The following is a 24,496-nucleotide window of genomic DNA, read 5'->3' as shown; positions in this document are numbered from 1 at the left end:
CGGGCGTAATGCGAGGTCGAGCAGGCGGGCGAAAGCGTCCGACGAGTCAGATCTTGTTCTCGGCGTCGTCGGCCAGCTCCTCCATCCGCTTGCCGACGCGGCCGGCGGGCGAGAACTCGTCTTCGCTCATCGCGTTCGCCAAGGCGTTACCGAGGACGAACACGGCGTGTTTGTGTTCGCTCTTCGATTTGTGGACGTGGGAGGGGTCGACTTCGAGCTCGTCGTAGGGGTCGAACAGCGACCCGTCGACCGTCTCCTGCGCGCGGAAGTGCTCCATGATCGTCACCATCTGTTCGTGAAGCTCAAGCAGCTCGTCCTTGTGCATACCCACGGATACGGGTCGTAGGCCCTTTAAGCGTTGTTGAGGGCGGTACGCACGGTTCTGCGCCGCGGAGACCTCGACCGAGGGAGCCGCGCGGTCAGAAGACGTACTCGTCTTCGTGGCCCATCATCCCCTCGTCCTCGAACCCGTTGGAGTCGTCGTCGTCTCGCGGGCCGCTCGTCTTGTACGCCTTGATGCCGGTCGACAACAGCTCCTCGACCGCCTCCTCGCGGTTGAGGAACTCTCCTTCCTCGACCATCTGGGCGATCTGCATCTCCAGATGCTCCGGCACGGTTATCTTCACTTGTGGCATTTGCTGTCCGGGTCTTGTGGCATGGCGTATATAAAATTGGCGTCGCAGATCCGGAGATATGAAAACTCAAAGCAGAGACTCGAAAGTTCATTTTTGTTCTTCTGAAGGTCGGTTAGGTTTGTACGAATCCCCCGCCGAGCGGTACCGGCGTCTCGCCGCCGGGCGTCCGTGCCGTTCGAGGGCGACACTCGCGGGTCCCCAGCGCGTCCTCTGAGAGCGACATTCATACGTCGGTCCGGGCCGAACGGCGGTTCATGACCGATTCCGGCGTCGACGCGGCCGAGGACCTCACCGACCTCTACCGCGAGTACGGCGACGACAGACTCCCTCCGGGCCAGCGCGAGACGGACGGCTTCCCGGTCCTCTCGAAGAGCGGGACGCCCTCGTGGGACCCGGTGACGTTCGAGTTCGAGGTGTGGGGCGCGGTCGAGGAGCCGCTCTCCCTCTCGCTCGACGAGTTCCGCGACCTCCCGTCGGTCACCCAGCGACAGGACTTCCACTGCGTGACCGGCTGGAGTAAGTTCGACTGCGAGTTCACGGGCGTCTCCTTCGCCGACCTCGCCGAGCGCGCCGGCGTCCGCGACGACGCCGAACACGTCATGTTCCACGCGCTCGACGGCTACACGACCGACCTCCCGCTCGACGAGTGTACGAAGCCGGGCGTCCAGCTCACCTACGGCTACGACGGCGACGACCTCCCGGCCGACCACGGCGGCCCCATCCGCGTCGTCACGCCGCACAAGTACGCGTACAAGGGCGCGAAGTGGGTCTCGGGCGTCGAGTTCCTCACCGAGCCCGAACTCGGCTACTGGGAGAAGCGGGGGTACAGCGACACGGCGAACCCTTGGAACGAGGAGCGCTACAGCTGAGCGCCCCCCGGGGTCGCGCTCGGCCCGTCCGCGTCGTCGCCCGAGTTCCCCCGGTCCTCCGCCCCGATAGTCAGGATAAAGGGTCCACGTCCCCGACTCGATACGCATGGAACAGGCGCGTTCGCGGTCGTCGTCGCCGCTGGTCAGCCGGACCACCGAGGTCGTCGAGCCGGCGTTCGCGGCGGCGTTCGAGGCGCTTCCCACCCCGCGCACGACGTGGAGCGCGCCGGACGACGCGCTGGTGATCGGCGGCGGCGAGGCCGCGACGCTGACCGCGTCCGGGGGCGACCGGTTCGCGGCGATCCGCGAGTCGGCGACGGAGCTGTTCGAGTCCGGCGACGTCCACGCCGGCACCGAGGCGGCCCGCCCCCGCGTGTTCGGCGGGTTCGCCTTCCACGAGGGCGCCTGCGACGGCGAGCCGTGGGCGCCGTTTCCGGAGGCCCGGTTCGTCCTGCCGCGGGTCCAGCTGACCTACGCCGACAACGGTGCGTGGCTCACGGTCAACGCGGTCGGGCCGGACGCCGGCGTCGACGGCGTCGAGGACCGGCTCGCCCGCGAGGTCGACCGGTTCGCCGCCCTCGACGCCGTCGACGCCGGGTCGCCGACCGCGGCCGCCGGCTCCCGGCCCCCTCGCCCGGGGATCCGCGAGAGCCGCCGGACGACGAGCCGCGACGCGTGGCGCGAGAGCGTCGGCGCCGCGGTCGACAGGATCGCCGACGGCGACCTTCAGAAGGTGGTGTTGGCGCAGGCGCTGGAGGCCGACCTCGCGGCCGACTTCCCGCGGGCGGCCACCCTCGAACGCCTCGCCGAGAAGTACCCCGACTGCCACCGCTACTGGTTCGAGCCCGCCGCGGGGGAGAGCGCCTTCTTCGGCGCCACGCCGGAGCGACTCGTCTCGCTGCGGGGGCGGACCGTCGAGACCGACGCGCTCGCCGGGACGACCGGCCGCGGCGAGACGCCGAGCGAAGACGAGTGGCTCGCGCGCGAGCTCCTTGACGACGAGAAGAACGTTCACGAGCACGAGCTGGTCGCGGAGACGGTCCGCGACCAGCTTGAGCCGTTCGCCGCGTCGGTCTCCGCGGGCGAGCGTCGGGTTCGACGACTCGCGACCGTCCAACACCTCCACACGCCGATCACCGCCGAGCTCGACGCGGACCGACACGTCCTCGAACTCGTTGAGGCGCTCCACCCCACCCCGGCGGTCGGCGGGCTCCCGCCGGACCGCGCGCTGACGACGATCCGCGAGACGGAGCCGTTCGACCGCGGCTGGTACGCCGCGCCGGTGGGCTGGATCGACGCCGCCGGCAACGGCGCGTTCGCGGTCGCGATCCGGTCCGCGGTCGGAACCCGCCGTCGAGCCACGCTGTTCGCCGGCGTCGGCGTCGTCTCCGACTCCGACCCCGACCGCGAGTGGGACGAGGTCCAGCTGAAGTACCGGCCGATCCTCGACGAGCTGGAGGGCGACGCAGCGGATTGACCCCGCCTACTGGAACATCTTCAGCGGCTCGGCCTGCGTGCTTTCCTCGGTCGCCTGTCGCATCTGCTCTGCGAGCTGGCGCTTCGCGTTCCGGATCTCCGTCGCCTGCTCCACGAGCCCGTCGGTCGGCGTCTCGATCCCCGCGATCGGGTCGATGCCGTCGACGATGAGCGCCCGCGCCGCCTCGGGGTCGGGGAACTGCGGGTCGGACTCGACGACGAGCCCGACCGCGTCGCGGTCGTCCTCCAGCGCGGCCGCCAGCATCGCGCCCGTTGGCCCGGAGACGAGCCCGGACTCCGACGGCTCCGACACCTCGGCGCGGTCCAGCGCCTCGGCGCCGTTCCCGGTCGCGATCCCGTACAGCTCCGGGGGCTCCTCGTCCTTCTCGCGGCCGAGGCCGGAGAGGAACTCCGGGAACAGGTCGATCTCGTCGAACCACGAGCCGAGGCAGGCCGCGACCTCCGTCGCCGCCCCCGGGTTCACGGGGACGTCGCTGCGCAGCGCGACGAGATCCAGCTCGGAGTCGGCGTACAGCCGGACCGGGGTCGTCGCGGCCGTCTCGGACTCGCGGTAGACGGTCACCGGCGGGAGCCCGTCGCAGTGGACGTTCGCGTAGTGGGTCATCCCGTGGGCGTCGATCAGGTGGTCCGTCGCGATTTTCCCGACGAGCCCGACGCCGGGGAACCCCTCTATCAGCGTCGGCTCGTCCAGCGAGACGCCGTCGTCGAGGACGGAGATGCGTGCCATGTGCGGCCGTACGCCCGGGGTCGACCTAAAGGTGCGGCGGCGGGAGGCACCTCGCGCGTCCCGAAACGGTCTAACGGCCCGACGCGAAAGGGGGGCCATGAATCCGCTCGACCGATACGAGTCGCTCGTCGACGACGTCGACGCGTTCCGGGCGGCGTGCGACCGGCCCCTCCCCTCGGTCGTGCGCACGAACGGGATCGCGGCGACGCCGGCCCGCGTCCGCGAGGCGTTCGACGAGTCGGGCGTCGCTTACGAGCCCGTCGACTGGCACGACGGCCTCTTCCGGCTCCCCGACGGCAACCCCGGCGGCAACTGGCCGTACGTCCACGGCTGGACTCACGGGCAGGAGGAGGTGTCCGTGCTGCCGACGCTCGCCCTCGACCCGCGACCCGGCGAGCGCGTCTGGGACGCCTGCGCGGCGCCCGGCAGCAAGACCACCCAGATCGCCGACGCGATGGACGACGAGGGGACCGTCGTCGCCAACGACAACAACCTCGGGCGCCTCTCCGCGCTCCGGCACAACGCCGAGCGCCTCGGGATCACGAACGCGATCGTCACGAACCAGGACGCCCGCAACTTCTCGACGAAGCCGCTGGCGTTCGACGAGTTCGACCGCGCGTTGGTCGACGCGCCCTGCTCCTGTGAGGGCACGTGCCGGAAGAACCCGGACGTCCTCGACCAGTGGACGCTCGACCACGTCCACGCGGTCGCCGGCATCCAGAAGGGCGTCCTGGCGAGGGCCGTCCAGGCGACCCGCCCCGGCGGCGTCGTCGTCTACTCCACGTGTACGTTCGCGCCCGAGGAGAACGAGGCCGTCCTCGACCACGTCCTCGCGAACGAGGACTGCGAACTGGTCGAGTTCGACCTGCCGCTCGACGCCGACCCCGGCGTGACCGAGTGGGAGGGGGAGACGTACGACGAGTCGGTGACGCGCGCGCAGCGGATCTACCCCCACCGCAACGACACGGGCGGCTTCTTCTGCGCGAAGCTTCGAGTCGGCGGCGCGGCGGGCGATGAGACCGATAGCGCGGCCGCCGCCGACGGGGTGGTGGACGCGTGAGCGACGAGACCGGCGGAGAGGCGGGCGACGCCCCCACCAACGACGGCCAGCGGTTCGACCGGCTCCCCGCGACCCCTGCGGACCGCGAGGTCGAGGGCCGTGCGAGCCGCGCGGAGGTCCTCGACTGGTGGGAGGAGCGGTTCGGGATCGACCCCGAGGTGTTCGCGGAGTACTCCTTCTGGGAGAAGGGCGCGGGGAAGATCTGGATCTTCAACGGCGAGGCGACCGACCCCAGCGAGGTCGAGGCGATCGGGATGACCTTCCTGCGCACGCGACAGGACCACTGGAAGCCGACCGGCCGGGCGGTCTCGCGGTTCGGTCGCCTCGCGACCAAGAACGCGATCGAACTGGACCCGGCGCAGGCGTCCCGGTTCGCGGCGGGTGACGACCAAGACCTCCCCGAGTGGGACGGCGACTGGGGCTACCTGATCGCGACCCACGAGGTCGCGGGCGAGTCGGTCCCGATCGGGGTTGGGCTGTACCTCTACGACGAGCTGCGCTCCGTGGTCCCGAAGGGGAGCCGGGCGGACCTGCCGGTCGTGGAGTGAGCGGTCCTCCCGGCGTTCGGTAAAAAGTCAGTCGTCGGAGCGCCGCGGTTCGACGGCGCTCCAGCGGGTCGTGCGGGTCAGATCGACGTGTCCTCCGGCGGTTTGGTGGCGAGGTTGGTGATTCCGTACGCCGCCAGTAGCAGCAGCCCCAGCAGGATGGTGTACGACCGGACGCTGAGGCTTATCAGCGTCTCGTGGACGACCTGTCCCTCTCCCGACACCGGGTGCGGCGCTCCCGCGACTATCTCGAGCAGCCCCATCCCGACCGTGCCGATCAGGATGAGCGCGCCGCCGCCGTACAGTCCGACTCGTTCCATGGTAGTGAGTTGGCTCATGCGTCGTCACCTCGTTAGCCGATTAAGTACCGCAGCCGCGGGTGGTCCCTGACGAACGACGTCTTCGCGAGGTAGGCGTCGACGCCGAGCACGCGCCCGGCCCCGAGCGTGGCGATCATCGCGAAGATCAGCAGCCCGAGCAGGTCGCCGGTGATCACGCCGTGAGCCCAGCCGCCGGTCTCGCCGTTGATGAAGTAGAAGAACGTCATCAGGAACGCGCCGAAGAACGCCGCCAGCCGCGTCAGCGCGCCGACGATCAGCCCCAACCCGATCAGCGTCTGTCCCAAGGGGACCATGATGTTCGTGAACGACAACAGGATCCCGTCGGAGAACAGCGTGACCACCGGGCCGAGGCTCGTCTGCGCCGCCGCGCCGCCAACGAACCAGCTCGCGTCGAACGGCCACGCGAGGAACTTGTCGAGTCCCGCGTGGAGGAACCACCACCCGACGATCAGACGCAAGACGACGAGCCAGTAGGCGAAGCGCGACTCCTCGACCGGGAACGATACGTCTCTGCCCAGCAGCTGCGTTTGGATGTTCGTGACCATGCGTAACCTCGGTTGCGAAAATGTTCGGTTAGGATATATAAACCTATCTCCAATGTCACCGACGAGTAATTCGCGAACCGCGGACTACTCCTTCCGTCTCACCGTTCCGCCGCCGAGCCCCTCCCACTCAACTCGGTAGCCGAGCGTCGAGAGGGTTGCGCTCGCGTCGTCGACGCCGTACTCGTCCAGCGTCGCCTCCACCGTGGACAGCGCCGCCCCGTCGTCGATATCGTCGTCGATTCGCTCCAACACCGCCGGTCTGACCAGCGTGCGGCCGACGAGCTCGTGGGCGGGGAACGGCCCGCCCTCCACCGCCGCCTCGCTCACGCCGTGTCGGTCGGCGAGGTCCCGCAGGGGGAGCACGTCGTCCGCCGGTTCGAAGGCGTCCGGGAGGGCGGCGGCGGCGTCCGCGACGAACTCGGCCTCGTACTCGCGGAGCACGTCGACCACGTCCTTCACGCGGACCGCGCCCGAGTAGGTGACGACGCGGTGGTCGCGTGCGGCTACCTCCTCGCCGACGCCAAGGCTCTCGTCGACCGCGACGAGCAGGTCCACGTCCTCCACGTCAGCGAGTTGGCCGAGCTTCTTCTCGACGTACTCGGGGGTCCAGAAGCCCATGACCTCGAAGAACAGCCGGAAGTCGGCGTGGTCGTAGTAGAACGCGAAGTCCGGGATCATGACGCTCGCGCCGGTTTCGAGGGGTTCCGGCTCGCGGACGAGGGTCCAGTCGAGGTCGAGCCCGCGGAACCGACCGGCGAAGTCCGCTTCGACCCCGCTGTCGAAGTCGGGCTCCGCCACCGGCTCCACGTCGGGCACGGTCACGTCGCCGTCCGAGAGCCGCATCGTTCGCTCGCGGCCGCGGTCGTCGATCGTCGCCTCCAGCGACCACTCGGCGGACTCCGCGGCGGTCCGGAGCAGTCTCGCGAAGGCGGTCCCGTACCGTCGGGTGCGCGAGAACAGCGCGTCAGGCCCGGTGACGACGAGCTCCCGGCCCTCGGGAGTCTGCTCCAGTTCGTACATCAGCCGCAGGCGCTTCACCGCCGAGACGAGCCGCTTCGGGTCGTTCGACCGCACTCTGACCTCGGTGGCGTCGAACAGCGTAGTCTGGGCCAGAGAGAGGTTGTACTGCTCCAGCAGCGTGTCGGGGTCCCAGCGCACGTCGGCGTCGACGAGTACCCGATTCACGTCGCGGTCGGCGTACAGCGACGCCGACACGTCCCTCGAGTCGATCCCAAGCGCGTCGGCCGCGCGGTCGACCGCGGTCTCTCGCTCCGCCTCGCTCGCGACGCCGACCGCCTCCGCGGCCTCGAACGCGGCCCGCCGGACGCGACGCGGCGGGACGGCCGCGCGCGTCTCGAACTCGCACTCGCGCTCGACGAGCGCCGCCAGCCCGCGGACGAGCTTGAAGTCGCCGTTCCGCGCGGCCGCGTCGGCCTCCAAGTCCGCCAGCGCGTCGTCGAGGTCGCCGCGGCGCTCGCCGACGTGCGACTCGAACGCCCCGAGCACGCGCGCCGCGAGCGGCCGATGTTCCCGCCCGGTGAACTGCGGGCGGTAGCCGCCGCCCGCCCGGGAGACGCGCAGGAGGTCCTTCCGTAGCACGGCGGCGGCTACGGGCGTGGCGGCCTAAAACCGGCCGGGTTCGACGCTCCCGCGCCGACGCGCGCTTGTGGCCGCGGCTCGCCCGCATCGGCCCCTCCGCCCGCATCAGTCGTCGTCCGTGGTCTCCGGGGTGAACGTCACTCCCTCGACCTCGATCCGCTCCGGCACGCGGCTCGTGTCGTGGGTCCCGACCGGCGGGAGGTTCACGCTCGCGGCCGGCGACGCGTCGAGGTCCGTCCCCTCTGATCCCGCTATCGACGCCATCTCGCCGTCCGCGTCTCGGGCGTCCTGATCGATCCGCATCGAGCAGAACTCCGCGCCGCACATCGAGCAGAAGCGGGCCTCCTTGTAGTTGTCTCCCGGAAGCGTCTGGTCGTGGTACGACCGCGCGCGCTCGGGGTCGAGCGCGAGGTCGAACTGGCGCCGCCAGTCGAACTCGTACCGCGCCTCAGAGAGCGCGTCGTCCCAGTCGCGCGCGCCGGGGAGGTCGTTCGCCACGTCGGCCGCGTGCGCCGCGATACGATACGCGGCGAGACCGTCCCGCACGTCCTCGGGCTCCGGCAGTCCGAGGTGCTCCTTCGGCGTCACATAGCACAGCATGGCCGCGCCGGCCCGCGCGGCCTCGGTCGCGCCGATCGCGCTCGTGATGTGGTCGTACCCCGGCGCCACGTCCGTCACCAGCGGGCCGAGGACGTAGAACGGCGCTCCGTCGCACACCGCCTGCTGCCGCTCGACGTTCTCCGCGATATCGTCCAGCGGGACGTGGCCGGGGCCCTCCACCATTACCTGGACGCCGTGGTCCCACGCGGTCCGCGTGAGGTCTCCGAGGGTGTCGAGCTCGGCGAACTGCGCCTCGTCGCTCGCGTCGGCCACACAGCCCGGCCGGAGGCCGTCCCCGAGCGAGACCGTCACGTCGTGTTCGGCGAATATCTCACATATTGCCTCGAAATTCGCGTACAGCGGGTTCTGCGACCCGTTCTCCTCCATCCACTGCGCGAGGATCGACCCCCCTCGCGAGACGATCCCCGTCTTCCGGCCGTCGGTCAGCGGGAGGTGTTCCATCAGTATCCCCGCGTGGACCGTCATGTAGTCGACGCCCTGCCGCGCCTGTTTCTCGATGACGTCGAGCAGGAGCTCGCGGGTGATCGCCTCGGCGGACTCGGCCCGCTTGACCGCCTCGTAGATCGGGACCGTCCCGACCGGCACCGGCGAGTGCGCGACGTTGGCCTCGCGGGTCGCGTCCAGCTCGTCGCCCGTCGAGAGGTCCATCACCGTGTCGGCGCCGTAGTGGACCGCCGCGTGGAGCTTTTCGAGCTCCTCCTCCCGGCCGCTCGTCGTCTCGCTGTTTCCGATGTTCGCGTTGACCTTCGTGGCGAACGCCCGGCCGATGACCATCGGGTCGAGCGCGTCGTGCGCGTGGTTGTTCGGAATCACCGCGCGCCCCTCGGCGACCGCCTCGCGGACGAACTCCGGGTCGCGGTTCTCGCGTGCCGCCGCGCGTTCGATCGCGGAGGTGACCTCGCCGCGTCGCGCCCGCTCCATCTGTGTCGCTGGCATAATCACTCGGTAATACCACTAACTAATATATTCTGTGGTAAACGGCTCGGCGCACCGAGTCGGCGCCCGGGTGCGACACGCTTAACCCCGAAACTCGCGGATCGGAGAGTAATGAGTACCGACGCGGCGGGCGACGCCGAGTCCGACGACGCCGCTTCCGGGGACCCCACCGACTCCGAGGCGTTCGTCCGCACCTGCGAACACCTCGTCGACAGGATCCTCGACGGCGAGATCGAGCGCGACGACCTCGAACGCGCCAAGCTCGACGCCTGCTCGGAGTTCGGCTCCCCCAAGGTGCCGAAGAACACCGAGATCCTCGACCACGCACCGACGGAGCACCGCGACGACGTGATCGAGGTGGTCCAGCGCAAGCCCGTCCGGACCGCGTCCGGGGTCTCCCCCGTGGCGATCATGACTTCCCCCGAACTGTGCCCGCACGGGAAGTGCCTCTACTGCCCGGGCGGCCCGGCCTCAGAGTTCTCCTCCGCGCAGTCGTACACGGGCCACGAGCCCGCGGCGGCCCGCGGCGAGCAGAACGACTACGACCCGTACGGGCAGGTCACGCTCCGGCTCGAACAGCTCCGCAAGATCGGCCACCCCGTCGACAAGGTGGAGCTCATCCTCATGGGCGGGACGATGACCGCGCGCTCGCACGACTACCAGGAGTGGTTCGTCAAGCGCGCGCTCCAGGCGATGAACGACTACGACCTCGACAAGGAGCCGGAGCCCGCGGAGGGCGAGTCGTTCGCGCCCGCGCCCGAGGAGACCGAGTTCGAGTACCTCGAAGACGTGATCGCCGAGAACGAGACGAATCCGATCCGCAACATCGGCACCACCTTCGAGACGAAGCCCGACTGGTGCGACCCGGAGCAGATCGACCGGATGCTCGACCTCGGCGGCACGAAGGTCGAGGTCGGCGTCCAGACCACCTACGAGCGGATCAACCGCGAGATGCACCGCGGCCACGGCAACGAGGCGAGCCGGAACGCCAACCGCCGCCTGCGCGACGCCGCGTTCAAAGTCGGCTTCCACATGATGCCGGGCCAGCCCGGGATGACCCGCGAGATGTGTCTGGAGGACTTCCGGCAGCTGTTCGAGAACCCCGACTGGCGCCCCGACTACCTGAAGATCTACCCCACGCTCGTCGTCGAGGGGACGCGGGTGTACGACCGGTGGCGGCGCGACGACTTCGACCCGCTCACGAGCGAGGAGGCGGCCGACCTCGTCGCCGACGTGATGGACCTGATCCCGAAGTACACGCGGCTCCAGCGCGTCCAGCGCGACATCCCGGCCGACTTCATCGACGCGGGCGTCCAGAAGTCGAACCTCCGACAGCTCGCCGCCCAGCGCGCCGAGGAGAAGGGGATCGTCCAGCGCGACATCCGCGCCCGCGAAGTCGGCCACAACGACGCCGACCCGGACCCGGACGACGTGGAACTCTCGGTCACCACCTACGAGGCCGGCGGCGGCACGGAACACTTCATCGCCTTCGAGGACCCCGTCCGCGATCTCCTGGTCGGCTTCTGTCGACTACGGTTCCCCTCGTTCGCCCCCGACCAGCCGGGCGCGCCGGGAACCGAGAGCGACCCGATCCGGCCGGAGCTCGAAGACGCCGCGCTGATCCGCGAGCTCCACGTGTACGGCACCGAGGTCGGCATCGGCGGCGACGGCGACTGGCAGCATAAGGGGTACGGGACGAAGCTGCTCGAACGCGCCGAGGAGCTCTCTCGCGACGCGGGCTACGACAAGGTCGCGGTCATCTCCGGCATCGGCGCCCGCGAGTACTACCGCAACAAGCTCGGTTACCGGCAGGACGGGCCGTACGTGTCGAAGCGGCTGTAGGCCCTCGGCCGACCGAACCCACGCCCGCTTCCGTCGGGAGTCGCTCCCCCGTCGCGTACCGTCGTCGACTGACGTTTCTGGCGACCACCGCCTTTCTGTTTACTTGGATTTAGATTAGTACAGAGTCATTCATTGATGAAAATTTATACTCTATCAGGATACAATATCGGTACCTCGTCACACGAGGACTACTCACATGAACTTCGAACGACGAACTTTCGTGAAGGGGGTCGCCGGCCTCGCTGCACTCGTCCGCGAACTCGAACCGAACGCGAATGCGAGCCGGATCGAGCAGGCGATCCAGAAGGGCGCCGAGGGGGCGAACGGCAAGAGCGACTCGGAGTTCGGTGCCGGGATCATCAACGCGCTCAACACCGTCGAGCGCCTCGGCAGCGGCAAGGGGAAAGGCAACGGTAACTGACGCGCGGGGAGCCGACCGTCGCGCTGAATCCCACAACGACACGCCTTTTTCCGCCCCGGCGGTCTCTATCACGTATGGACCAGAAGCGGGAGCTGTCGAGCATCGACCTCGCGGCCCTCGTCACCGAGCTGAACCGGTACGAGGGCGCGAAGGTCGACAAGGCGTACCTCTACGACGACGACCTGCTCCGGCTGAAGCTGCGCGACTTCGACCGCGGTCGCGTCGAGCTCATGATCGAGGTCGGAGAGATCAAACGCGCGCACGCCGCCGACCCAGACCACGTCGCGGACGCGCCGGGCCGCCCGCCGAACTTCGCGAAGATGCTCCGGAACCGGCTGTCCGGCGCGGACTTCGCGGGCGTCGAGCAGTACGAGTTCGACCGCATCCTCACCTTCGAGTTTGAGCGCGAGGACCAGAACACGACGCTCGTCGCCGAGCTGTTCGGGCAGGGCAACGTCGCCGCGCTCGACGAGACGGGCGAGGTGATCGGGGCGCTGTCGACGGTCCGGCTGAAGTCCCGGACGGTGGCGCCCGGCTCGCAGTACGAGTACCCTGCCTCGCGGCTCAACCCCCTTGACGTGAGCCGCGGCGGGTTCGACCGGCACATGCGCGAGTCGGACAGCGACGTGGTGCGCACCCTCGCCACCCAGTTGAACCTCGGCGGCCTCTACGCCGAGGAGGTGTGTACCCGCGCCGGCGTGCCGAAGGAGACGCCCATCGAGGAGGCGACGGACGACCAACTCGGGGCGCTCCACGACGCCCTCTCCCGGATCGACGAACGGCTTCGCTCGGGCGACATCGACCCCCGAGTGTACGAGGAATCGATCGACGGCGACGGGAGCGACGGCGGCGCCGATGACGCCGACCCCCGCGTGGTCGACGTGACCCCCTTCCCGCTCGCGGAGCACGAGGACCTGCCGAGCGTGGGGTTCGACTCCTTCAACGCCGCCGTCGACGAGTACTTCCACCGGCTGGGGAGCGAGGAGACCGGCGACGGCGAAGCCCCCGCCGACGCGAGCGCCTCCCGCCCGGACTTCGAGGAGGAGATCGCCAAACAGGAGCGGATCATCGAACAGCAGCGCGGCGCGATCGAGGGGTTCGAGGAACAGGCGCAGGCGGAGCGCGAGCGCGCGGAGCTGCTGTACGCGAACTACGACCTCGTCGACGAGGTGATCTCGACGGTGCGGGAGGCCCGCGAGAACGAGGTGCCGTGGGACGAGATCGCGGAGACGCTCGACGCCGGCGCGGAGCGGGGAATTCCGGCCGCGGAGGCCGTCGTCGACGTCGACGGCGGCGAGGGGACGGTAACGGTGGAACTCGAGGACGATGACGGCGACCCCGTCCGCGTCGAGGTCGACGCGAGCGAGGGCGTCGAGGTCAACGCCGACCGCCTCTACCGGGAGGCGAAACGCGTCGAGGAGAAGAAGGAGGGGGCGATGGCGGCGATCGAGTCCACCCGCGAGGAGCTGGAGGCGGTCAAGGAACGGAAGGCGGAGTGGGAGGAACAGCAGGCGGCCGACGACGGCGGCGAGGAAGAGGGCGACGACGAGGACGACGACGAGGCGTACGAGACCGACTGGCTCTCCCGCTCTTCGATCCCGATCCGCAGCCCGGACGACTGGTTCGAGCGGTTCCGCTGGTTCCGCACCTCGACCGGCTACCTCGTCATCGGCGGGCGCAACGCCGACCAGAACGAGGAGTTGGTGAAGAAGTACATGGGTAAACACGATCGGTTCTTCCACACGCAGGCGCACGGGGGGCCGGTGACGATCCTCAAGGCCTCGGGCCCGTCGGAGTCGGCCGATCCGGTCGACTTCTCGGAGGAGACCCTGCGGGAGGCCGCGCAGTTCGCCGTCTCCTACTCGTCTGACTGGAAGGACGGCCGCGGCGCGGGCGACGCGTACATGGTCGACCCCGACCAGGTGTCGAAGACCCCCGAGAGCGGCGAGTACATCGAGAAGGGGAGCTTCGTGATCCGCGGCGACCGGACGTACTTCGAGGACGTCCCCTGCCGGATCGCCGTCGGCGTCCAGTGCGAGCCGGTCACCCGCGCCATCGGCGGCCCGCCGTCGGCCGTCGTCGACCGCGCGGCCGCGCACCTCACCTTCGAACCGGGGATGTACGCGCAGAACGACGCCGCGATGATGGCGTACCGGAATCTGAAAGAGCGGTTCGCGGACCAGTCGTTCGTGCGGAAGGTCGCGAGCGCGGACCAGCTACAGGAGTTCCTCCCGCCGGGCGGATCGGACATCGTCGACTGAGGCCCCCCGTCGACCGCGGAACGATTCTTCTCCCCGAGCGCGACGTTTTCAAGCCTCCGCGACCGAGGCGAGGCTATGACCTTCGAATCGCTGCCGGAGGGGTGGCGGGTGTGGAACGAGGAGCCCAGCGGCCGGGCGATCCTCGTCTACCGCCCCGACGTCTTCGGGAGCGGCGACCTCCCGGACGAGTGTCTCCCGACGATCTACCTGACGAACGGCTCCCGCAACGCGCGGCCCGGCTCGGGCCAGTACGCGACTGACGAGTGGCACGTCGTCCTCTTCTTGGAGCCCGAAATCGAGGCGGTCGCGGAGACGCACGAGAGCCGCGAGGCGGGCGCGGCCGGCGCGGTCGATGTCGCGGAACGGTTCGTCGGGGGCGAGATCGATTACCGGGACGCGTATCAGGTGCCCCGCGAGGCGTACTTCGCGCGCCTCGACGAGTTCGTCGGTGCTGAAGAGGGGGCGTAACGACGCGCCGGCGAGCCGAGCTTTATCCACGATCGCGTATATCATCGCACGATTAGCGGAGCGATACGCCACGAACACGAGGATTTTTATCGCCGCCCGCCTCACCCTCGCGTACATGAACGCCGGTGGGGACTACGGCGGCGACGAACCGCGAGAGAAGTGCGGCGTCGTCGGCGTCTCGCTCGAGGACCGGGAGGCCGCGCGACCGCTGTACTACGCGCTGTACGCGCTCCAACACCGCGGCCAGGAGTCGGCCGGCATCGTCACGCACGACGGGTTCCAGCAGCACAGCCACGTCGAGCGCGGCCTCGTCGGCGACGCCTTCGAGGAGGGGGACCTCGCGTCGCTGTCGGGCGGCACGGGCATCGGCCACGTCCGCTACCCGACCGCCGGGAGCCTTGACAAGAGCTGCGCGCAGCCCTTCTCGGTGTCGTTCAAGTCCGGCTCGCTCGGGCTCTCCCACAACGGGAACCTCGTCAACGCCGACGAAGTGCGCGAGGAGCTCGCGGCCGCGGGCCACGCGTTCACCTCCGACGGCGACACCGAGGTGATCGCCCACGACCTCGCGCGGAACCTCCTCGAAGAGGACCTCGTGCGGGCGGTCAAACACACGATGAACCGCATCCACGGCTCCTACTCGCTGGCGATCACCCACGACGACACCGTGCTGGGCGTCCGCGACCCGCTTGGCAACCGCCCGCTGTGTCTCGGGAAGATCGACGGCGGCTACGTCCTCGCCAGCGAGTCGGCCGCCATCGACACGCTCGACGGGGAGCTGATCCGCGACGTCCGACCCGGCGAGCTCGTCGTCCTCGACCCCGACGGCACCGGCTACGACACGTATCAGTTGGTCGAGCGCGACGCGACCGCCCACTGTTTCTTCGAACACGTCTACTTCGCGCGCCCCGACTCCGTCATCGACGAGAGCCTCGTGTACGAGGTGCGCCGGAAGCTCGGCCGGAAGCTCTGGGAGGAGTCCGGTGTCGAGTCCGACGTGGTGATGCCCGTCCCCGACTCCGGGCGCGCCTTCGCCTCCGGCTACGCGGACGCGGCGGGCGAGACCACGGCCGCCGGCGAACCGCGGCCGGCGGACGACGGCGGCGTGGAGTTCGCCGAAGGGCTGATGAAGAACCGGTACGTGGGCCGGACGTTCATCATGCCGACGCAGGACGAGCGCGAGCGCGCCGTCCGGCTGAAGCTGAACCCGATTCGGTCGACCGTGGAGGGGAAGTCGGTCACCATCATCGACGACTCCATCGTCCGCGGGACGACATCGACGCAGCTCGTCGAGCTGGTCCGCGAGGCCGGCGCCGAGGAGGTCCACCTCCGGATCGGCGCGCCGCCGATCCTCGCCCCCTGCTACTTCGGCATCGACATGGCCACGCGCGACGAACTCATCGCCGCCGACGCCTCGACCGAGGAGATCCGCGAGGAGGTGGGCGCCGACTCGCTCTCGTACCTCTCCATCGACGCGGTCGCGGAGGCGCTCGGCGAGAGCCGCGCGGACCTCTGTCTCGGCTGTGTCACCGGCGAGTACCCCTTCGATGTCGAGGGCGAGGCGACCGACCGTGATGTCGACGCGCCGGTATCGGACCCGACGCCGGCGGACGACTGACCCTTCCGACTCGGCGCCGGCCCCGCACACGTTCGCCGCCGGGCCGCCCGCTCGGAACGTATCGGGGGCTTAAATACGATCACGGTCAGAGGTGCGAGCATGACAGGGAACACCGACGCCGCCGAGGGCGACGCCGCGTCGATGAGCCGCCGCGGATTCTTCCGCGCCGGGGCCGCCGGAGCGGCGGTCGCGGCGGGGGTCGCGGCCGGAAGCGGGACCGCCGCCGCCCAGTACGACGGGTGGCTCGAGGGCGTCAGCAACTACGACGGTACTCACGACTACCGCGGGCAGGACGAGGTCACCGTCTCGGTCGGCGCGGGCGAGAACGGGCTCCGCTTCGGCCCCGCCGCCATCCTCATCGACCCGGGCGCGACCGTCGTCTGGGAGTGGACCGGACAGGGCGGCGGTCACAACGTCGTCGCGGACGATGGCACGTTCGACAGCGGCTCGCCCGTCTCGGAGGAGGGCACGACCTTCGAGTACACCTTCGAGGACGCGAGCGACGGTGACACGTTCAATTACCTCTGTGAACCCCACCGGGCGGTCGGAATGAAGGGCGTCGTGGCTGTCGGGTCCGTCGACGACGACCTCGTCGACCCGCAGGCCGAGGGCGGCTCCGGCAGCGGCGGTGGCTCTGGCGGCGACGGTGGCTCCGGGAGCGGCGACTCGGGCGGGTCCGACGGCGGTCTCTCCGCGAGCGACATCGGAACGCTGGCGCTCGGGTTCGGCTTCGCCGGCGCGCTGCTCGTCCCGCTGTTCTACGCGGCACACAAGAAGGCAGAGCGGAACGCGTAGTCCTCTTCTCGCGTCTTTCCTCAGTAGATGTGGTACAGCAGCAGATACACGCCGATCCCCATCGTGAAGGAGATCAGCCAGAGGACGGCGCCGACGAACCCGACCTGCGAGTGCCGCGTCTGATAGAGGTCCGCGTACGGGCGCGTCGCCGCGAGGAATAGCGCGTGGAAGACGAAGGGGACGCAGACGATCGCGAGCAGGATGTGGATCGCGAGGAAGGGGAGGTACACGTACGAGTAGACGAGTTCCGGCCCGGGGAACTCGGTGGTGCCGACGTGGATCAGTCGGTAGAGGTACGCCCCGAGGAACGCGGCGAACAGCGCGAACGAGGTCACCATGAAGTTCCGATGACGCGTCACGTTCCCGCGGGAGATCGCCCGCCAGCCGAGCAGGATCGTTGCGATCGCCGTCGCGGAGACGGCGGCGTTGAAGTGCGGGATCGCGGCGAGGACGGCGTCGCTCGCGCGCGGGAGCAGCGAACTCGGGATCACGCCGCCCACCGCGCCGAAGACGAGCGCGAGCGCGACGCCGGAGGCGACGGCGGTCAACACGGAGACGTTCTCGCGGGCCCAGTCGGACATGCCAGGACGGAGGGACGCGACCCCCAAACGCGTGCCGGTTGCGGTCGACGCGTTCCGGTCGCGGTCGCCGGATCGGGACGGCGGCGCGCCGCCCGCCGGTCTGCGAAACCCCGGCACGGCTCCCTCGAATGGAAGGGCTTTTAATTGGGGACAGGGTACGTGGAGACGCGACAGAACACCGCGAGCGTGGGTAGCCAAGCCAGGCCAACGGCGCAGCGTTGAGGGCGCTGTCCTGTAGAGGTCCGCCGGTTCAAATCCGGTCCCACGCATCGCTCGGGGCACACCCCCACCGATGCCGGTGTTGTCTCTACGACAGCACCCACGCATAATTCCTTTCGATGCTACGTAAGAAGTGACGACTACGATCGGAATGCTACGGTGGTGAACTGCCCCACAGCCCCGGCCGCTCGGTTATAAATCGTTACTCGTGGACCGGCGGCGACCACCTCCAAAGCCCCAGTCGCGAGGGCGGCGCACGCTCGCTGCGCTCCTCGTTCGCTCGCTTTGCTCACTCACTACGGTGTTTACGTCGCCTGCGCCGCCCTCGCGACTGCCCCTTTGAGTCCCGCCCAGCACAGCACCGCGCCTCACGCCCCCCCAGCCTCGTCACCGGACGACGTCCGGTTGTAAGCGAGAGCGGGGCTCTCGCCCTGTCGGTGGTCCGGAGCGAAGCGGAGGACCACCGACTCCCTCGCGCGTGCTGGCTTCGCGGCCGCCGGGGGCGGTCGATCGCAGGCACGCGCCACCGCATCGGCTGTTTGTTGCTGATTGTCGCCTCGCCCGCGCGAACTGCCACCCTTTTAGTCGCGCGCCGTCGGAGTGTGGCGTAATGAGTACGGACGCGACCCCCGAGTACGACTACGAGGAACTGGGGCTCGTCGCCGGGCTGGAGATCCACCAGCAGCTCGACACCGAGACCAAGCTGTTCTGCGACTCCCCGACCGTCGAGCGCGACCCCGACGAGTCCGACCGGTCGATCACCCGACAGCTCCACCCGACGAAGAGCGAACTGGGCGAGCTGGACGACGCCGCGATGGAAGAGAGCCGCGTCGACCGCGAGTTCACCTATCTCGCGTACGACACGACCTGCCTCGTCGAGGAGGACGACGAACCGCCCCGCCGCGTCGACGGCGAGGCGCTCTCCGTGGCGCTCCAGATCGCCGACCTACTCGACCTCTCGGTCGTCGACCAGGCGCACGTCATGCGGAAGCTCGTCATCGACGGCTCGAACACCTCCGGCTTCCAGCGCTCGATCCTCCTCGGGCAGGACGGCGAGATCGAGACGGAGTCCGGGTCGGTGTCGGTCGTCGACCTCATGCTCGAAGAGGAGTCCGCGAAGCGCGTCGAAGAGACGGACGACGGCGTCGTCTACTCGCTCGACCGGCTCGGCGTCCCCCTCGTCGAGATCGGGACGGGCCCGGACATCCGCAGCCCGGAGGGCGCGCGGCAGGCCGCCGAGCGCATCGGGATGCTGCTTCGCTCGACGGGTGCGGTCAAGCGCGGGCTCGGCACCATCCGGCAGGACGTGAACGTCTCCATCGCCGACGGCGCGCGCGTCGAGGTGAAGGGCGTTCAGGACCTCCAAGGGATCGAGGACATCGTCCGCGGCGAGGTGAGCCGACAGGCGGAGCTGCTCGAAATCCGCGACGAACTCCGCGAACGCGACGCGAGCGTCGGCGACGTGACGGACGCGACCGATGTCTTCGCCGACACCGAGTCGGGCGTCATCCGCGGCGCGCTCGACTCTGGCGGGAAGGTCACCGCGGTCCCGCTGTTCGGGTTCGACGGCCTCGTTGGCCGCGAACTCCAGCCCGACCGCCGGCTCGGCACGGAGCTGTCGGACCACGCGAAGCGCCACGGCGCGGGCGGCATCTTCCACACCGACGAACTGCCGGCGTACGGCGTCACCGAGGCGGAGGTCGACGCGCTACGCGATGCGGTCGGCGCGGGCGAGGCGGACGCGGTCGCCATCGTCGCGGCCGACCCGGAGACCGCCGACCTCGCGATCGAGGCGGCCGCGGAGCGCGCCGAGGCCGCGATGGAGGGCGTCCCCGAGGAGACCCGCGGCGCGAACGACGACGGCACGACCCGCTACCTCCGCCCGCTCCCGGGCGCCGCGCGGATGTACCCCGAGACGGACGTGCCGCCGGTGGAACCGGACCCCTCGGACGTGGAGGCGCCGGAACTCCTCGACGAGAAGGCCGAACGGTACGCCGACGAGTTCGGCCTCGACGCCGGGCTCGCCGAGCAGGTCGCGTTCGGCCAGCGGTTCCCGCTGTTCGAGGCGGCGGTCGACCGCGGCGTCGACCCCACCTTCGCTGCGACGACGCTGGAGTCGACGACGACGGAGATCCGGCGCGACGGCGCGCCCGTCGAGCACCTCACCGACGACCACTTCCTCGCGCTGTTCGACCTCGTCGAGTCGGGCGACCTCGCGAAGGAGGGCGTCCCCGAGGTGCTGACGACGCTCGCCGAGGACCCCGATCTGACGGCGAGCGAGGCCGTCGAGGCGGCGGGCCTCTCGGGCGTGAGCGAGGCGGAGGTCCGCGAGGCGGTCGTCGAGGTCGTCGAGCGCAATACGGACCAGATCGAGGCCGAGGGGATGGGGGCGTTCTCCGGGCTGATGGGCGAGGCGATGGGCGCGCTCCGCGGGAAGGCCGACGGGGAGGTCGTCTCCGACGTGCTTCGCGAGGAGATCGGCAAGCGCTCGTAACGCGTTCCGCGCGTCCCACACCGGTTAGGCCCCCTCTTTACGTGGCGCGAGTCCGTTATCGGAATTGAGGGTCATCTGATGGCAGACTCGCCTGTGGTCGACCAGTCGGACGATTCGTCCGCGTCGGACCGCGCGCCCGACCCGGCCGAGACGCAGACGGTCAGCGGCCGCGTCTCGGAGGTGACGAACCGCTTCGTTCACGCCGTCGAACTCGCCGCCGCGGCGCTGTTCGCGCTCCTGTTCGGTATCGGCGTCGTCGACCTCGCGATCCAGATCGTTGAGTCCGTCCCGACGGGAGAGATCACGAACCCGGAAGTGGTCATCGGCTTCATCGAGACGGGCCTCCTGCTGCTCATCATCGTCGAGGTGTACCAGACGGTCGTCGCGTACATCGAACAGAGCGACACCAGGCGGATCGTCAGGCTGGTGATCTACACCGGCGTCATCGCGATGGTCCGGAAGGTGATCATCTTCCGCACCACCGAGTACCCCTCGACGCAGGACGCGCTGTTCGCCGCCGTCTCCTACGGGACCGTAATGCTCGGGCTCGTGCTGCTGTTGTACGTCGAGCGCTCTGTCGGCGCCTCGCTGACGCCCGAGTGAGCCGCCGTCACTCGGTCAGCTCCTCGATCAACGTGTCGAGGTCGTACGTCGCCGGCGCGCGCGGCTCGTCGCGCAGCGCCGCGATGGTGAACGTCGAGTTCGTGCGCTCGACCTCGGGGATCGCCTCGAAGTCGCTGATGAGCCGCTCGACGGTGTCCGACGAGGAGAGTCGCGCGAGGACGACGAAGTCCGTCTCGCCCATCGTGAAGAACGCCTCCGTGACGCCCTCCACCGCCAGCAGCTCGTCCGCGAACTCCTCGTACGGACCCTCGTAGCTCGCGAGCACCTCGACGATGACGGTGACGCCGAGCCCGAGCGCCTCGTGGTCGAGGTCGTACAGGTCGTTCTCGATGACGCCGTCCTCCCGGAGGTTGTTCAGTCGGTAGTGGATCGTCGACACCGGAATCCCGGTCTCCTCGTGGAGCCGCTCCGGGCTCCCGGTACCGAGATCGGATATCGCCTTCAACAGCCGCACGTCGCGCTCGTCCATACCCCCGGATCGACCCCCGACCGGTTGTATATGTCGACCGACAGGGTTGGAGGATACTCCAAGATGTCGGCGCCGTTCGGGGCTCGAATCGGATCTAATTCGTATGTCTGATTCTTCGTTTCGAATAACGCACTATCCGAGAGAATAGTTTAACTACGTCTACGTCTTTCGAATTCATAACCAGTGAATCTCAGAAACCTCCTCTCTACTCCGGAAGCGGTCGTCGCCGCGTTCCTGCTGCTCGCAACGCTCTGGGGCACGTCCTTCGTCGCGATCGAGGCCGGCCTCCACTACTTCCCGCCGCTGTTGTTCGCCGGCGTCAGGTACGTCGTCGCCGGCGCGGTCGTGCTGGGCTACGCCGCGGTCGCCGCGGACCGGTGGATCCCGCGGGGCCGCGACGAGTGGCTCGGCGTCGCCGTCGCGGGCACGTTCGTGATCGCGGCGTATCACGGGTTCCTCTACCTCGGCGAGATCCGGATCTCCGGCGCGGTCGCCGCGGTCGTCGTGAGCCTCTCGCCGGTGTTGACTGCCGTCTTCGCGGCCGCGCTCCTCCCGAACGAACGCCTCGGCCCCGTCGAAATCGGCGGGTTCGCGCTCGGCGTCATCGGCGTGGCCGTGATCGCCGACCCGGCCGCGGCCGGGCTGGGCAGCGCGGCGGTCGTCGGCGTCGCGCTCGCGTTCGCCGGCGCGGCCGCCTTCTCTCTGGGCGCCGTCCTGCTGCGCCCGCTCCGCACCGACCTCCCGATCGCCGCGCTTCAGGGCTGGGCGATGGTGATCGGAGCCGGGCAGCTGCTCGTCGCGGCCGCCGCGATCGGCGAGTCGCCCGCCGCGATCGCCTGGAACCAGACGGCGATCGCCTCGCTCGCGTATCTGACGCTGCTCTCCGGCGTGGTCGCGTTCCTCCTGTACTTCGCGCTGCTCGACGCGGTCGGCCCGTCGCAGCTCCACCTCGTCGGCTACGCCGAGCCCGTCGTCGCCGCGGTCGGTAGCTGGGCCCTGCTCGGTCACCTCGTCGACGCCGAGGCGCTGATCGGGTTCGTCGCGATCCTCGCCGGCTTCCTCGTCTTAGAGCGCCGCGAGATCGCCGACTACGTCGGCGTCGACCGGTTGCGAGAGTAGCGGCTCACGGAGACGCCTCTCGCGGGTTCCGGTCGTTCACCCCTCGCGGATTTCGGCGGCTCACCCCTCCACGTCTCGGCTCAGTCCCGCGCGGAGGTCGCGGCCGAAGTAGTGGCCGAGCAGCGCGAGCACCAGCCCGACGCCCCCGCCGACCGCGACGAGCGGGAGCCCCCACTGCGAGAGGTAGTCGATCCCGATCGGGAGGAAGCCGACGCCGAGGACGCTCGTCACCGCGCTCGCCGCGCCCGCGGCGGCGCCGGCGGTCCCGGTCTCGACGTAGCGGCGCGCCGACAGCACAAGGCCGAGCAGGAACGCGGCGACGAACACGCCGCCCGCGGTCCCGATCGTCCCGCCGATGAGCGGGATCAGGCCGCCGACGAACACGCCGACCGCGACCGCGACGAGCGCGAGACCGAACGCCTTCGCCGAGAACCACCGCCCCGAGACGCCGACCCGGCCGGCGTCCCCGGAGCCGGCCTCGCTCCCCGCCGTCGGCTCGGCGCTCGCGGCCCCGCCGGCGTCGGCCTCTGACTCTCCCTCGCCGCCCGCGAGGTCGTCGTCGAGGAGGTCGTCGAGGTCGTCCATCGGGTCGTCGGACGACTCGCGCTCCTTGGAGGGTTGCATACCGGACCGTTCGGGCCCGCGGACTTGGCTTTTGTGCCGCGAGCGGTGTCGTCACGCTTTCCCCGCGCGGTCGCGTGCCACGCGCTACCGTTCGCCGTTTCACCGGAAACGCGGTGTGGCCCGGCGCGGTCGCGGCCGCTACCCGTCGCCGCTCGACCGCCGCCCGCCCCACACGCGCTTGTCGACGAGCGCGACCGTCATCGGGCGGTCGACCGCGATCTGACAGGAGAGCCGCGGGTAGCCGAACCGGTCGGCGAGGCGGTCGTGCCACTGGTCGGCCGGCGGCCCCTCTCGGACGCGGACGCCGCAGGTGGCGCAGATCCCCCGCCCCCCGCAGTTGAGCCGGCGCATCGCGGACGCGTACGGCGACAGGCCGGCGTCGAGCATGACCCGCCGGAGGTTGCGACCGCGCTCCACGGCGAGTTCGACGCGGTCGTCGCCGTCGACGACGACGAGCGGGACCGTCTCGGACCCGCCCCCTGACCGTCCGCCGGCGTCCTCGTCGGGTTCGTCCTCGGTCATCGGCGTTCCTTCGCGCGCCGCACACAAAGCGTCCCGGACCCGGAACGGCTTTCGGCCCGGGCGTCGGAACGGGCGACATGGACACGCGGCGCGCGCTGCTCGACGCCCTCGCTGCCGACGACGGCCCCGTCTCCGGGCCCGCCCTCGCCGAGTCGCTCGGCGTCTCTCGGGCGGCCGTCTGGAAGGCGGTCGAGGGGCTCCGCGAGGACGGGTTCGCGGTCAAGTCGACCGCGGCGGGGTACGTCGCCCCCGACGAGCCGGGGTACTCCGGACCAGGGATCGCGTTCGGCCTCGACGCACCCTACTCCGTGGAGTATCACGACCGGATCGCGTCGACGAACGAGCGGGCCCGGGAGCTCGCGGCGGAAGGGGAGACCGACGTCGCCGTAGTCGCCGACGAACAGACCGGGAGCCGCGGCCGACTCGACCGCGAGTGGGTCGCGCCGAGCGGCGGGGTCTGGCTGTCGGTCCTCACCCGGCCGGACGTGCCGACCGCGCGGGCGCCGCTCTTCACCCTCGCGGCCGCGGTGGCGACGACCGACGCCGCCCGCGAGGCCGGCGTGGACGCGCGGATCAAGTGGCCGAACGACGTGCTCGTCGGGGGCGACGGAAGCGGCTCCGAAGTGCCAGATCCCGCCGCCCCCGGCCGCGGCGGCCCGAAGCTGGCGGGGATCTTGACGGAGATGGAGGGGGAGGCCGACCGGGTCGGCTGGCTCGTCGTCGGCGTCGGCGTCAACGCCAACCTCGACCCCGAGACGCTGCCCGCGGGCGCGACGTCGCTTTCGGCGGAGCGCGGCGGCCCGATCGACCGGCGGCGGTTCGCCGCGACGTTGCTCGAACGTTACGCGGAACTGACCGCCTCGCCCGGCGCGCTCGACGAGGTCCTCCCCGCGTGGCGCGAGCGGGCGAGCACGCTCGGGCGGCGCGTCCGGGTCGACACCGCCGAGGGGGTCGTGGAGGGCACCGCGGTCGACGTGACGGAGCCGGGTGCGCTCGTGGTCGACACCGACGAGGGCCGGCGGCGCGTCCACGCGGGCGACTGTGAACACCTCCGCGACGCGGCCTGA

24 protein-coding genes, 1 tRNA gene and 1 pseudogene are annotated in these 24,496 nt (G+C 70.0%); 15 read left to right on the top strand and 11 right to left on the bottom strand.

All coding sequences use genetic code 11. The annotated features are described in order from the left end of the window. Window positions 1-46 precede the first annotated feature (46 nt). The gene (locus Z052_RS05110; RefSeq protein ID WP_008442749.1) at window positions 47-325 is read right to left on the bottom strand and encodes a UPF0058 family protein; all 279 of its coding nucleotides are present in this window, start codon (window positions 323-325) and stop codon (window positions 47-49) included. Window positions 326-419: 94 nt separating this feature from the next. After that, window positions 420-635: a cell surface protein gene (locus tag Z052_RS05105; protein WP_049929331.1), complete on the bottom strand. Its 216-nt coding sequence runs from the start codon at window positions 633-635 to the stop codon at window positions 420-422. Window positions 636-889: 254 nt separating this feature from the next. On the opposite strand from Z052_RS05105, the gene Z052_RS05100 reads away from it, so the two are divergent. Both Z052_RS05100 and Z052_RS05095 read left to right on the top strand, forming a co-directional pair. Next, window positions 890-1,504: a sulfite oxidase-like oxidoreductase gene (locus tag Z052_RS05100; protein ID WP_094521352.1), complete on the top strand. Its 615-nt coding sequence runs from the start codon at window positions 890-892 to the stop codon at window positions 1,502-1,504. 106 nt (window positions 1,505-1,610) lie between these two features. Next, window positions 1,611-2,981: an isochorismate synthase MenF gene (locus Z052_RS05095; RefSeq protein WP_099288881.1), complete on the top strand. Its 1,371-nt coding sequence runs from the start codon at window positions 1,611-1,613 to the stop codon at window positions 2,979-2,981. 6 nt (window positions 2,982-2,987) lie between these two features. On the opposite strand, the gene Z052_RS05090 is transcribed toward Z052_RS05095, so the two are convergent. Then, on the bottom strand, window positions 2,988-3,728 hold the full coding sequence (locus Z052_RS05090; RefSeq protein ID WP_094521350.1) for a proteasome assembly chaperone family protein: 741 nt from the start codon (window positions 3,726-3,728) through the stop codon (window positions 2,988-2,990). A 97-nt stretch (window positions 3,729-3,825) separates the two neighbouring features. On the opposite strand from Z052_RS05090, the gene Z052_RS05085 reads away from it, so the two are divergent. After that, window positions 3,826-4,788 (top strand): RsmB/NOP family class I SAM-dependent RNA methyltransferase, encoded by a 963-nt coding sequence (locus Z052_RS05085; protein ID WP_049929337.1) that lies wholly within the window; start codon window positions 3,826-3,828, stop codon window positions 4,786-4,788. Next, window positions 4,785-5,336 carry a hypothetical protein gene (locus Z052_RS05080; protein WP_049929338.1) on the top strand — a complete coding sequence of 184 codons (552 nt, stop codon included), beginning with the start codon at window positions 4,785-4,787 and terminating at the stop codon, window positions 5,334-5,336. Before Z052_RS05085 ends, Z052_RS05080 begins: the two co-directional genes overlap by 4 nt. Window positions 5,337-5,413: 77 nt before the next feature. On the opposite strand, the gene Z052_RS05075 is transcribed toward Z052_RS05080, so the two are convergent. The 4 genes from Z052_RS05075 to thiC form a co-directional block, all read right to left on the bottom strand. Beyond that, window positions 5,414-5,671, bottom strand: coding sequence for a hypothetical protein (locus tag Z052_RS05075; protein WP_241897902.1), 258 nt, complete (start codon window positions 5,669-5,671; stop codon window positions 5,414-5,416). A 14-nt stretch (window positions 5,672-5,685) separates the two neighbouring features. Continuing rightward, window positions 5,686-6,219 (bottom strand): DoxX family protein, encoded by a 534-nt coding sequence (locus Z052_RS05070; RefSeq protein WP_049929340.1) that lies wholly within the window; start codon window positions 6,217-6,219, stop codon window positions 5,686-5,688. An 84-nt stretch (window positions 6,220-6,303) separates the two neighbouring features. Beyond that, entirely contained in the window at window positions 6,304-7,818 is a 1,515-nt protein-coding gene (locus tag Z052_RS05065; RefSeq protein WP_094521349.1) for a DUF790 family protein, read from the bottom strand. A gap of 105 nt (window positions 7,819-7,923) precedes the next feature. Continuing rightward, the gene (gene thiC, locus Z052_RS05060) at window positions 7,924-9,360 is read right to left on the bottom strand and encodes a phosphomethylpyrimidine synthase ThiC (RefSeq protein WP_094521348.1); all 1,437 of its coding nucleotides are present in this window, start codon (window positions 9,358-9,360) and stop codon (window positions 7,924-7,926) included. A 126-nt stretch (window positions 9,361-9,486) separates the two neighbouring features. On the opposite strand from thiC, the gene Z052_RS05055 reads away from it, so the two are divergent. From Z052_RS05055 to Z052_RS05030, 6 genes and pseudogenes are all read left to right on the top strand, one after another. Beyond that, window positions 9,487-11,217 (top strand): tRNA uridine(34) 5-carboxymethylaminomethyl modification radical SAM/GNAT enzyme Elp3, encoded by a 1,731-nt coding sequence (locus Z052_RS05055; protein WP_089307548.1) that lies wholly within the window; start codon window positions 9,487-9,489, stop codon window positions 11,215-11,217. A 229-nt stretch (window positions 11,218-11,446) separates the two neighbouring features. Next, a pseudogene (locus Z052_RS05050) lies at window positions 11,447-11,638 on the top strand (peptidase S8 and S53 subtilisin kexin sedolisin); the annotation flags it as partial. 74 nt (window positions 11,639-11,712) lie between these two features. After that, entirely contained in the window at window positions 11,713-13,899 is a 2,187-nt protein-coding gene (rqcH, locus tag Z052_RS05045) for a ribosome rescue protein RqcH (RefSeq protein WP_049929346.1), read from the top strand. Between the two features lie 75 nt (window positions 13,900-13,974). Beyond that, window positions 13,975-14,367: a DUF5820 family protein gene (locus Z052_RS05040; protein WP_086219139.1), complete on the top strand. Its 393-nt coding sequence runs from the start codon at window positions 13,975-13,977 to the stop codon at window positions 14,365-14,367. A gap of 115 nt (window positions 14,368-14,482) precedes the next feature. After that, window positions 14,483-15,982 (top strand): amidophosphoribosyltransferase, encoded by a 1,500-nt coding sequence (gene purF / locus Z052_RS05035; protein ID WP_049929348.1) that lies wholly within the window; start codon window positions 14,483-14,485, stop codon window positions 15,980-15,982. A gap of 99 nt (window positions 15,983-16,081) precedes the next feature. Then, window positions 16,082-16,777, top strand: coding sequence for a halocyanin domain-containing protein (locus tag Z052_RS05030; RefSeq protein WP_094521346.1), 696 nt, complete (start codon window positions 16,082-16,084; stop codon window positions 16,775-16,777). A 20-nt stretch (window positions 16,778-16,797) separates the two neighbouring features. Here the strand turns inward: Z052_RS05030 and Z052_RS05025 are convergent, their stop codons facing one another. Further along, window positions 16,798-17,358, bottom strand: coding sequence for a DUF420 domain-containing protein (locus Z052_RS05025; RefSeq protein ID WP_086215564.1), 561 nt, complete (start codon window positions 17,356-17,358; stop codon window positions 16,798-16,800). Window positions 17,359-17,542: 184 nt separating this feature from the next. Here Z052_RS05025 and Z052_RS05020 point away from each other — a divergent pair. From Z052_RS05020 to Z052_RS05010, 3 genes are all read left to right on the top strand, one after another. Beyond that, window positions 17,543-17,627: transfer RNA gene (locus Z052_RS05020), tRNA-Leu, on the top strand. A gap of 560 nt (window positions 17,628-18,187) precedes the next feature. After that, entirely contained in the window at window positions 18,188-20,071 is a 1,884-nt protein-coding gene (gene gatE, locus Z052_RS05015) for a Glu-tRNA(Gln) amidotransferase subunit GatE (protein WP_094521345.1), read from the top strand. Window positions 20,072-20,149: 78 nt separating this feature from the next. Next, window positions 20,150-20,674: a phosphate-starvation-inducible PsiE family protein gene (locus tag Z052_RS05010; RefSeq protein WP_049929353.1), complete on the top strand. Its 525-nt coding sequence runs from the start codon at window positions 20,150-20,152 to the stop codon at window positions 20,672-20,674. Window positions 20,675-20,681: 7 nt separating this feature from the next. On the opposite strand, the gene Z052_RS05005 is transcribed toward Z052_RS05010, so the two are convergent. Beyond that, window positions 20,682-21,164, bottom strand: coding sequence for an Lrp/AsnC family transcriptional regulator (locus tag Z052_RS05005; protein ID WP_049929354.1), 483 nt, complete (start codon window positions 21,162-21,164; stop codon window positions 20,682-20,684). Between the two features lie 183 nt (window positions 21,165-21,347). On the opposite strand from Z052_RS05005, the gene Z052_RS05000 reads away from it, so the two are divergent. Next, window positions 21,348-22,283 carry a DMT family transporter gene (locus Z052_RS05000; protein ID WP_049929356.1) on the top strand — a complete coding sequence of 312 codons (936 nt, stop codon included), beginning with the start codon at window positions 21,348-21,350 and terminating at the stop codon, window positions 22,281-22,283. A 60-nt stretch (window positions 22,284-22,343) separates the two neighbouring features. Here Z052_RS05000 and Z052_RS04995 read toward each other — a convergent pair whose 3' ends face one another. After that, window positions 22,344-22,907, bottom strand: a complete 564-nt coding sequence (locus Z052_RS04995) for a hypothetical protein (protein ID WP_086215568.1) — start codon at window positions 22,905-22,907, stop codon at window positions 22,344-22,346. Between the two features lie 138 nt (window positions 22,908-23,045). Further along, window positions 23,046-23,429 carry a 2Fe-2S iron-sulfur cluster-binding protein gene (locus Z052_RS04990; protein ID WP_094495295.1) on the bottom strand — a complete coding sequence of 128 codons (384 nt, stop codon included), beginning with the start codon at window positions 23,427-23,429 and terminating at the stop codon, window positions 23,046-23,048. A 77-nt stretch (window positions 23,430-23,506) separates the two neighbouring features. Here Z052_RS04990 and Z052_RS04985 point away from each other — a divergent pair, with 77 nt between their 5' ends. Beyond that, window positions 23,507-24,496, top strand: coding sequence for a biotin--[acetyl-CoA-carboxylase] ligase (locus Z052_RS04985; RefSeq protein WP_086215570.1), 990 nt, complete (start codon window positions 23,507-23,509; stop codon window positions 24,494-24,496).

The organism is Halorubrum sp. C191 (assembly GCF_002727095.1).
Lineage (GTDB): Archaea > Halobacteriota > Halobacteria > Halobacteriales > Haloferacaceae > Halorubrum > Halorubrum ezzemoulense.
The sequence above is the reverse complement of the archived record's forward strand: the minus strand, read 5'-3'. Positions and strand labels throughout refer to the sequence as shown.

Excerpts from the sequence above, each read along its gene's own strand:
- Z052_RS05110 (WP_008442749.1), bottom strand. The coding sequence starts at position 325 with ATGCACAAGGACGAGCTGCTTGAGCTTCACGAACAGATGGTGACGATC.
- Z052_RS05105 (WP_049929331.1), bottom strand. The coding sequence starts at position 635 with ATGCCACAAGTGAAGATAACCGTGCCGGAGCATCTGGAGATGCAGATC.
- Z052_RS05100 (WP_094521352.1), top strand. The coding sequence starts at position 890 with ATGACCGATTCCGGCGTCGACGCGGCCGAGGACCTCACCGACCTCTAC.
- Z052_RS05095 (WP_099288881.1), top strand. The coding sequence starts at position 1,611 with ATGGAACAGGCGCGTTCGCGGTCGTCGTCGCCGCTGGTCAGCCGGACC.
- Z052_RS05090 (WP_094521350.1), bottom strand. The coding sequence starts at position 3,728 with ATGGCACGCATCTCCGTCCTCGACGACGGCGTCTCGCTGGACGAGCCG.
- Z052_RS05085 (WP_049929337.1), top strand. The coding sequence starts at position 3,826 with ATGAATCCGCTCGACCGATACGAGTCGCTCGTCGACGACGTCGACGCG.
- Z052_RS05075 (WP_241897902.1), bottom strand. The coding sequence starts at position 5,671 with ATGAGCCAACTCACTACCATGGAACGAGTCGGACTGTACGGCGGCGGC.
- Z052_RS05070 (WP_049929340.1), bottom strand. The coding sequence starts at position 6,219 with ATGGTCACGAACATCCAAACGCAGCTGCTGGGCAGAGACGTATCGTTC.
- thiC (WP_094521348.1), bottom strand. The coding sequence starts at position 9,360 with ATGGAGCGGGCGCGACGCGGCGAGGTCACCTCCGCGATCGAACGCGCG.
- Z052_RS05055 (WP_089307548.1), top strand. The coding sequence starts at position 9,487 with ATGAGTACCGACGCGGCGGGCGACGCCGAGTCCGACGACGCCGCTTCC.
- rqcH (WP_049929346.1), top strand. The coding sequence starts at position 11,713 with ATGGACCAGAAGCGGGAGCTGTCGAGCATCGACCTCGCGGCCCTCGTC.
- Z052_RS05040 (WP_086219139.1), top strand. The coding sequence starts at position 13,975 with ATGACCTTCGAATCGCTGCCGGAGGGGTGGCGGGTGTGGAACGAGGAG.
- purF (WP_049929348.1), top strand. The coding sequence starts at position 14,483 with ATGAACGCCGGTGGGGACTACGGCGGCGACGAACCGCGAGAGAAGTGC.
- Z052_RS05030 (WP_094521346.1), top strand. The coding sequence starts at position 16,082 with ATGACAGGGAACACCGACGCCGCCGAGGGCGACGCCGCGTCGATGAGC.
- Z052_RS05025 (WP_086215564.1), bottom strand. The coding sequence starts at position 17,358 with ATGTCCGACTGGGCCCGCGAGAACGTCTCCGTGTTGACCGCCGTCGCC.
- gatE (WP_094521345.1), top strand. The coding sequence starts at position 18,188 with ATGAGTACGGACGCGACCCCCGAGTACGACTACGAGGAACTGGGGCTC.
- Z052_RS05010 (WP_049929353.1), top strand. The coding sequence starts at position 20,150 with ATGGCAGACTCGCCTGTGGTCGACCAGTCGGACGATTCGTCCGCGTCG.
- Z052_RS05005 (WP_049929354.1), bottom strand. The coding sequence starts at position 21,164 with ATGGACGAGCGCGACGTGCGGCTGTTGAAGGCGATATCCGATCTCGGT.
- Z052_RS04995 (WP_086215568.1), bottom strand. The coding sequence starts at position 22,907 with ATGCAACCCTCCAAGGAGCGCGAGTCGTCCGACGACCCGATGGACGAC.
- Z052_RS04990 (WP_094495295.1), bottom strand. The coding sequence starts at position 23,429 with ATGACCGAGGACGAACCCGACGAGGACGCCGGCGGACGGTCAGGGGGC.
- Z052_RS04985 (WP_086215570.1), top strand. The coding sequence starts at position 23,507 with ATGGACACGCGGCGCGCGCTGCTCGACGCCCTCGCTGCCGACGACGGC.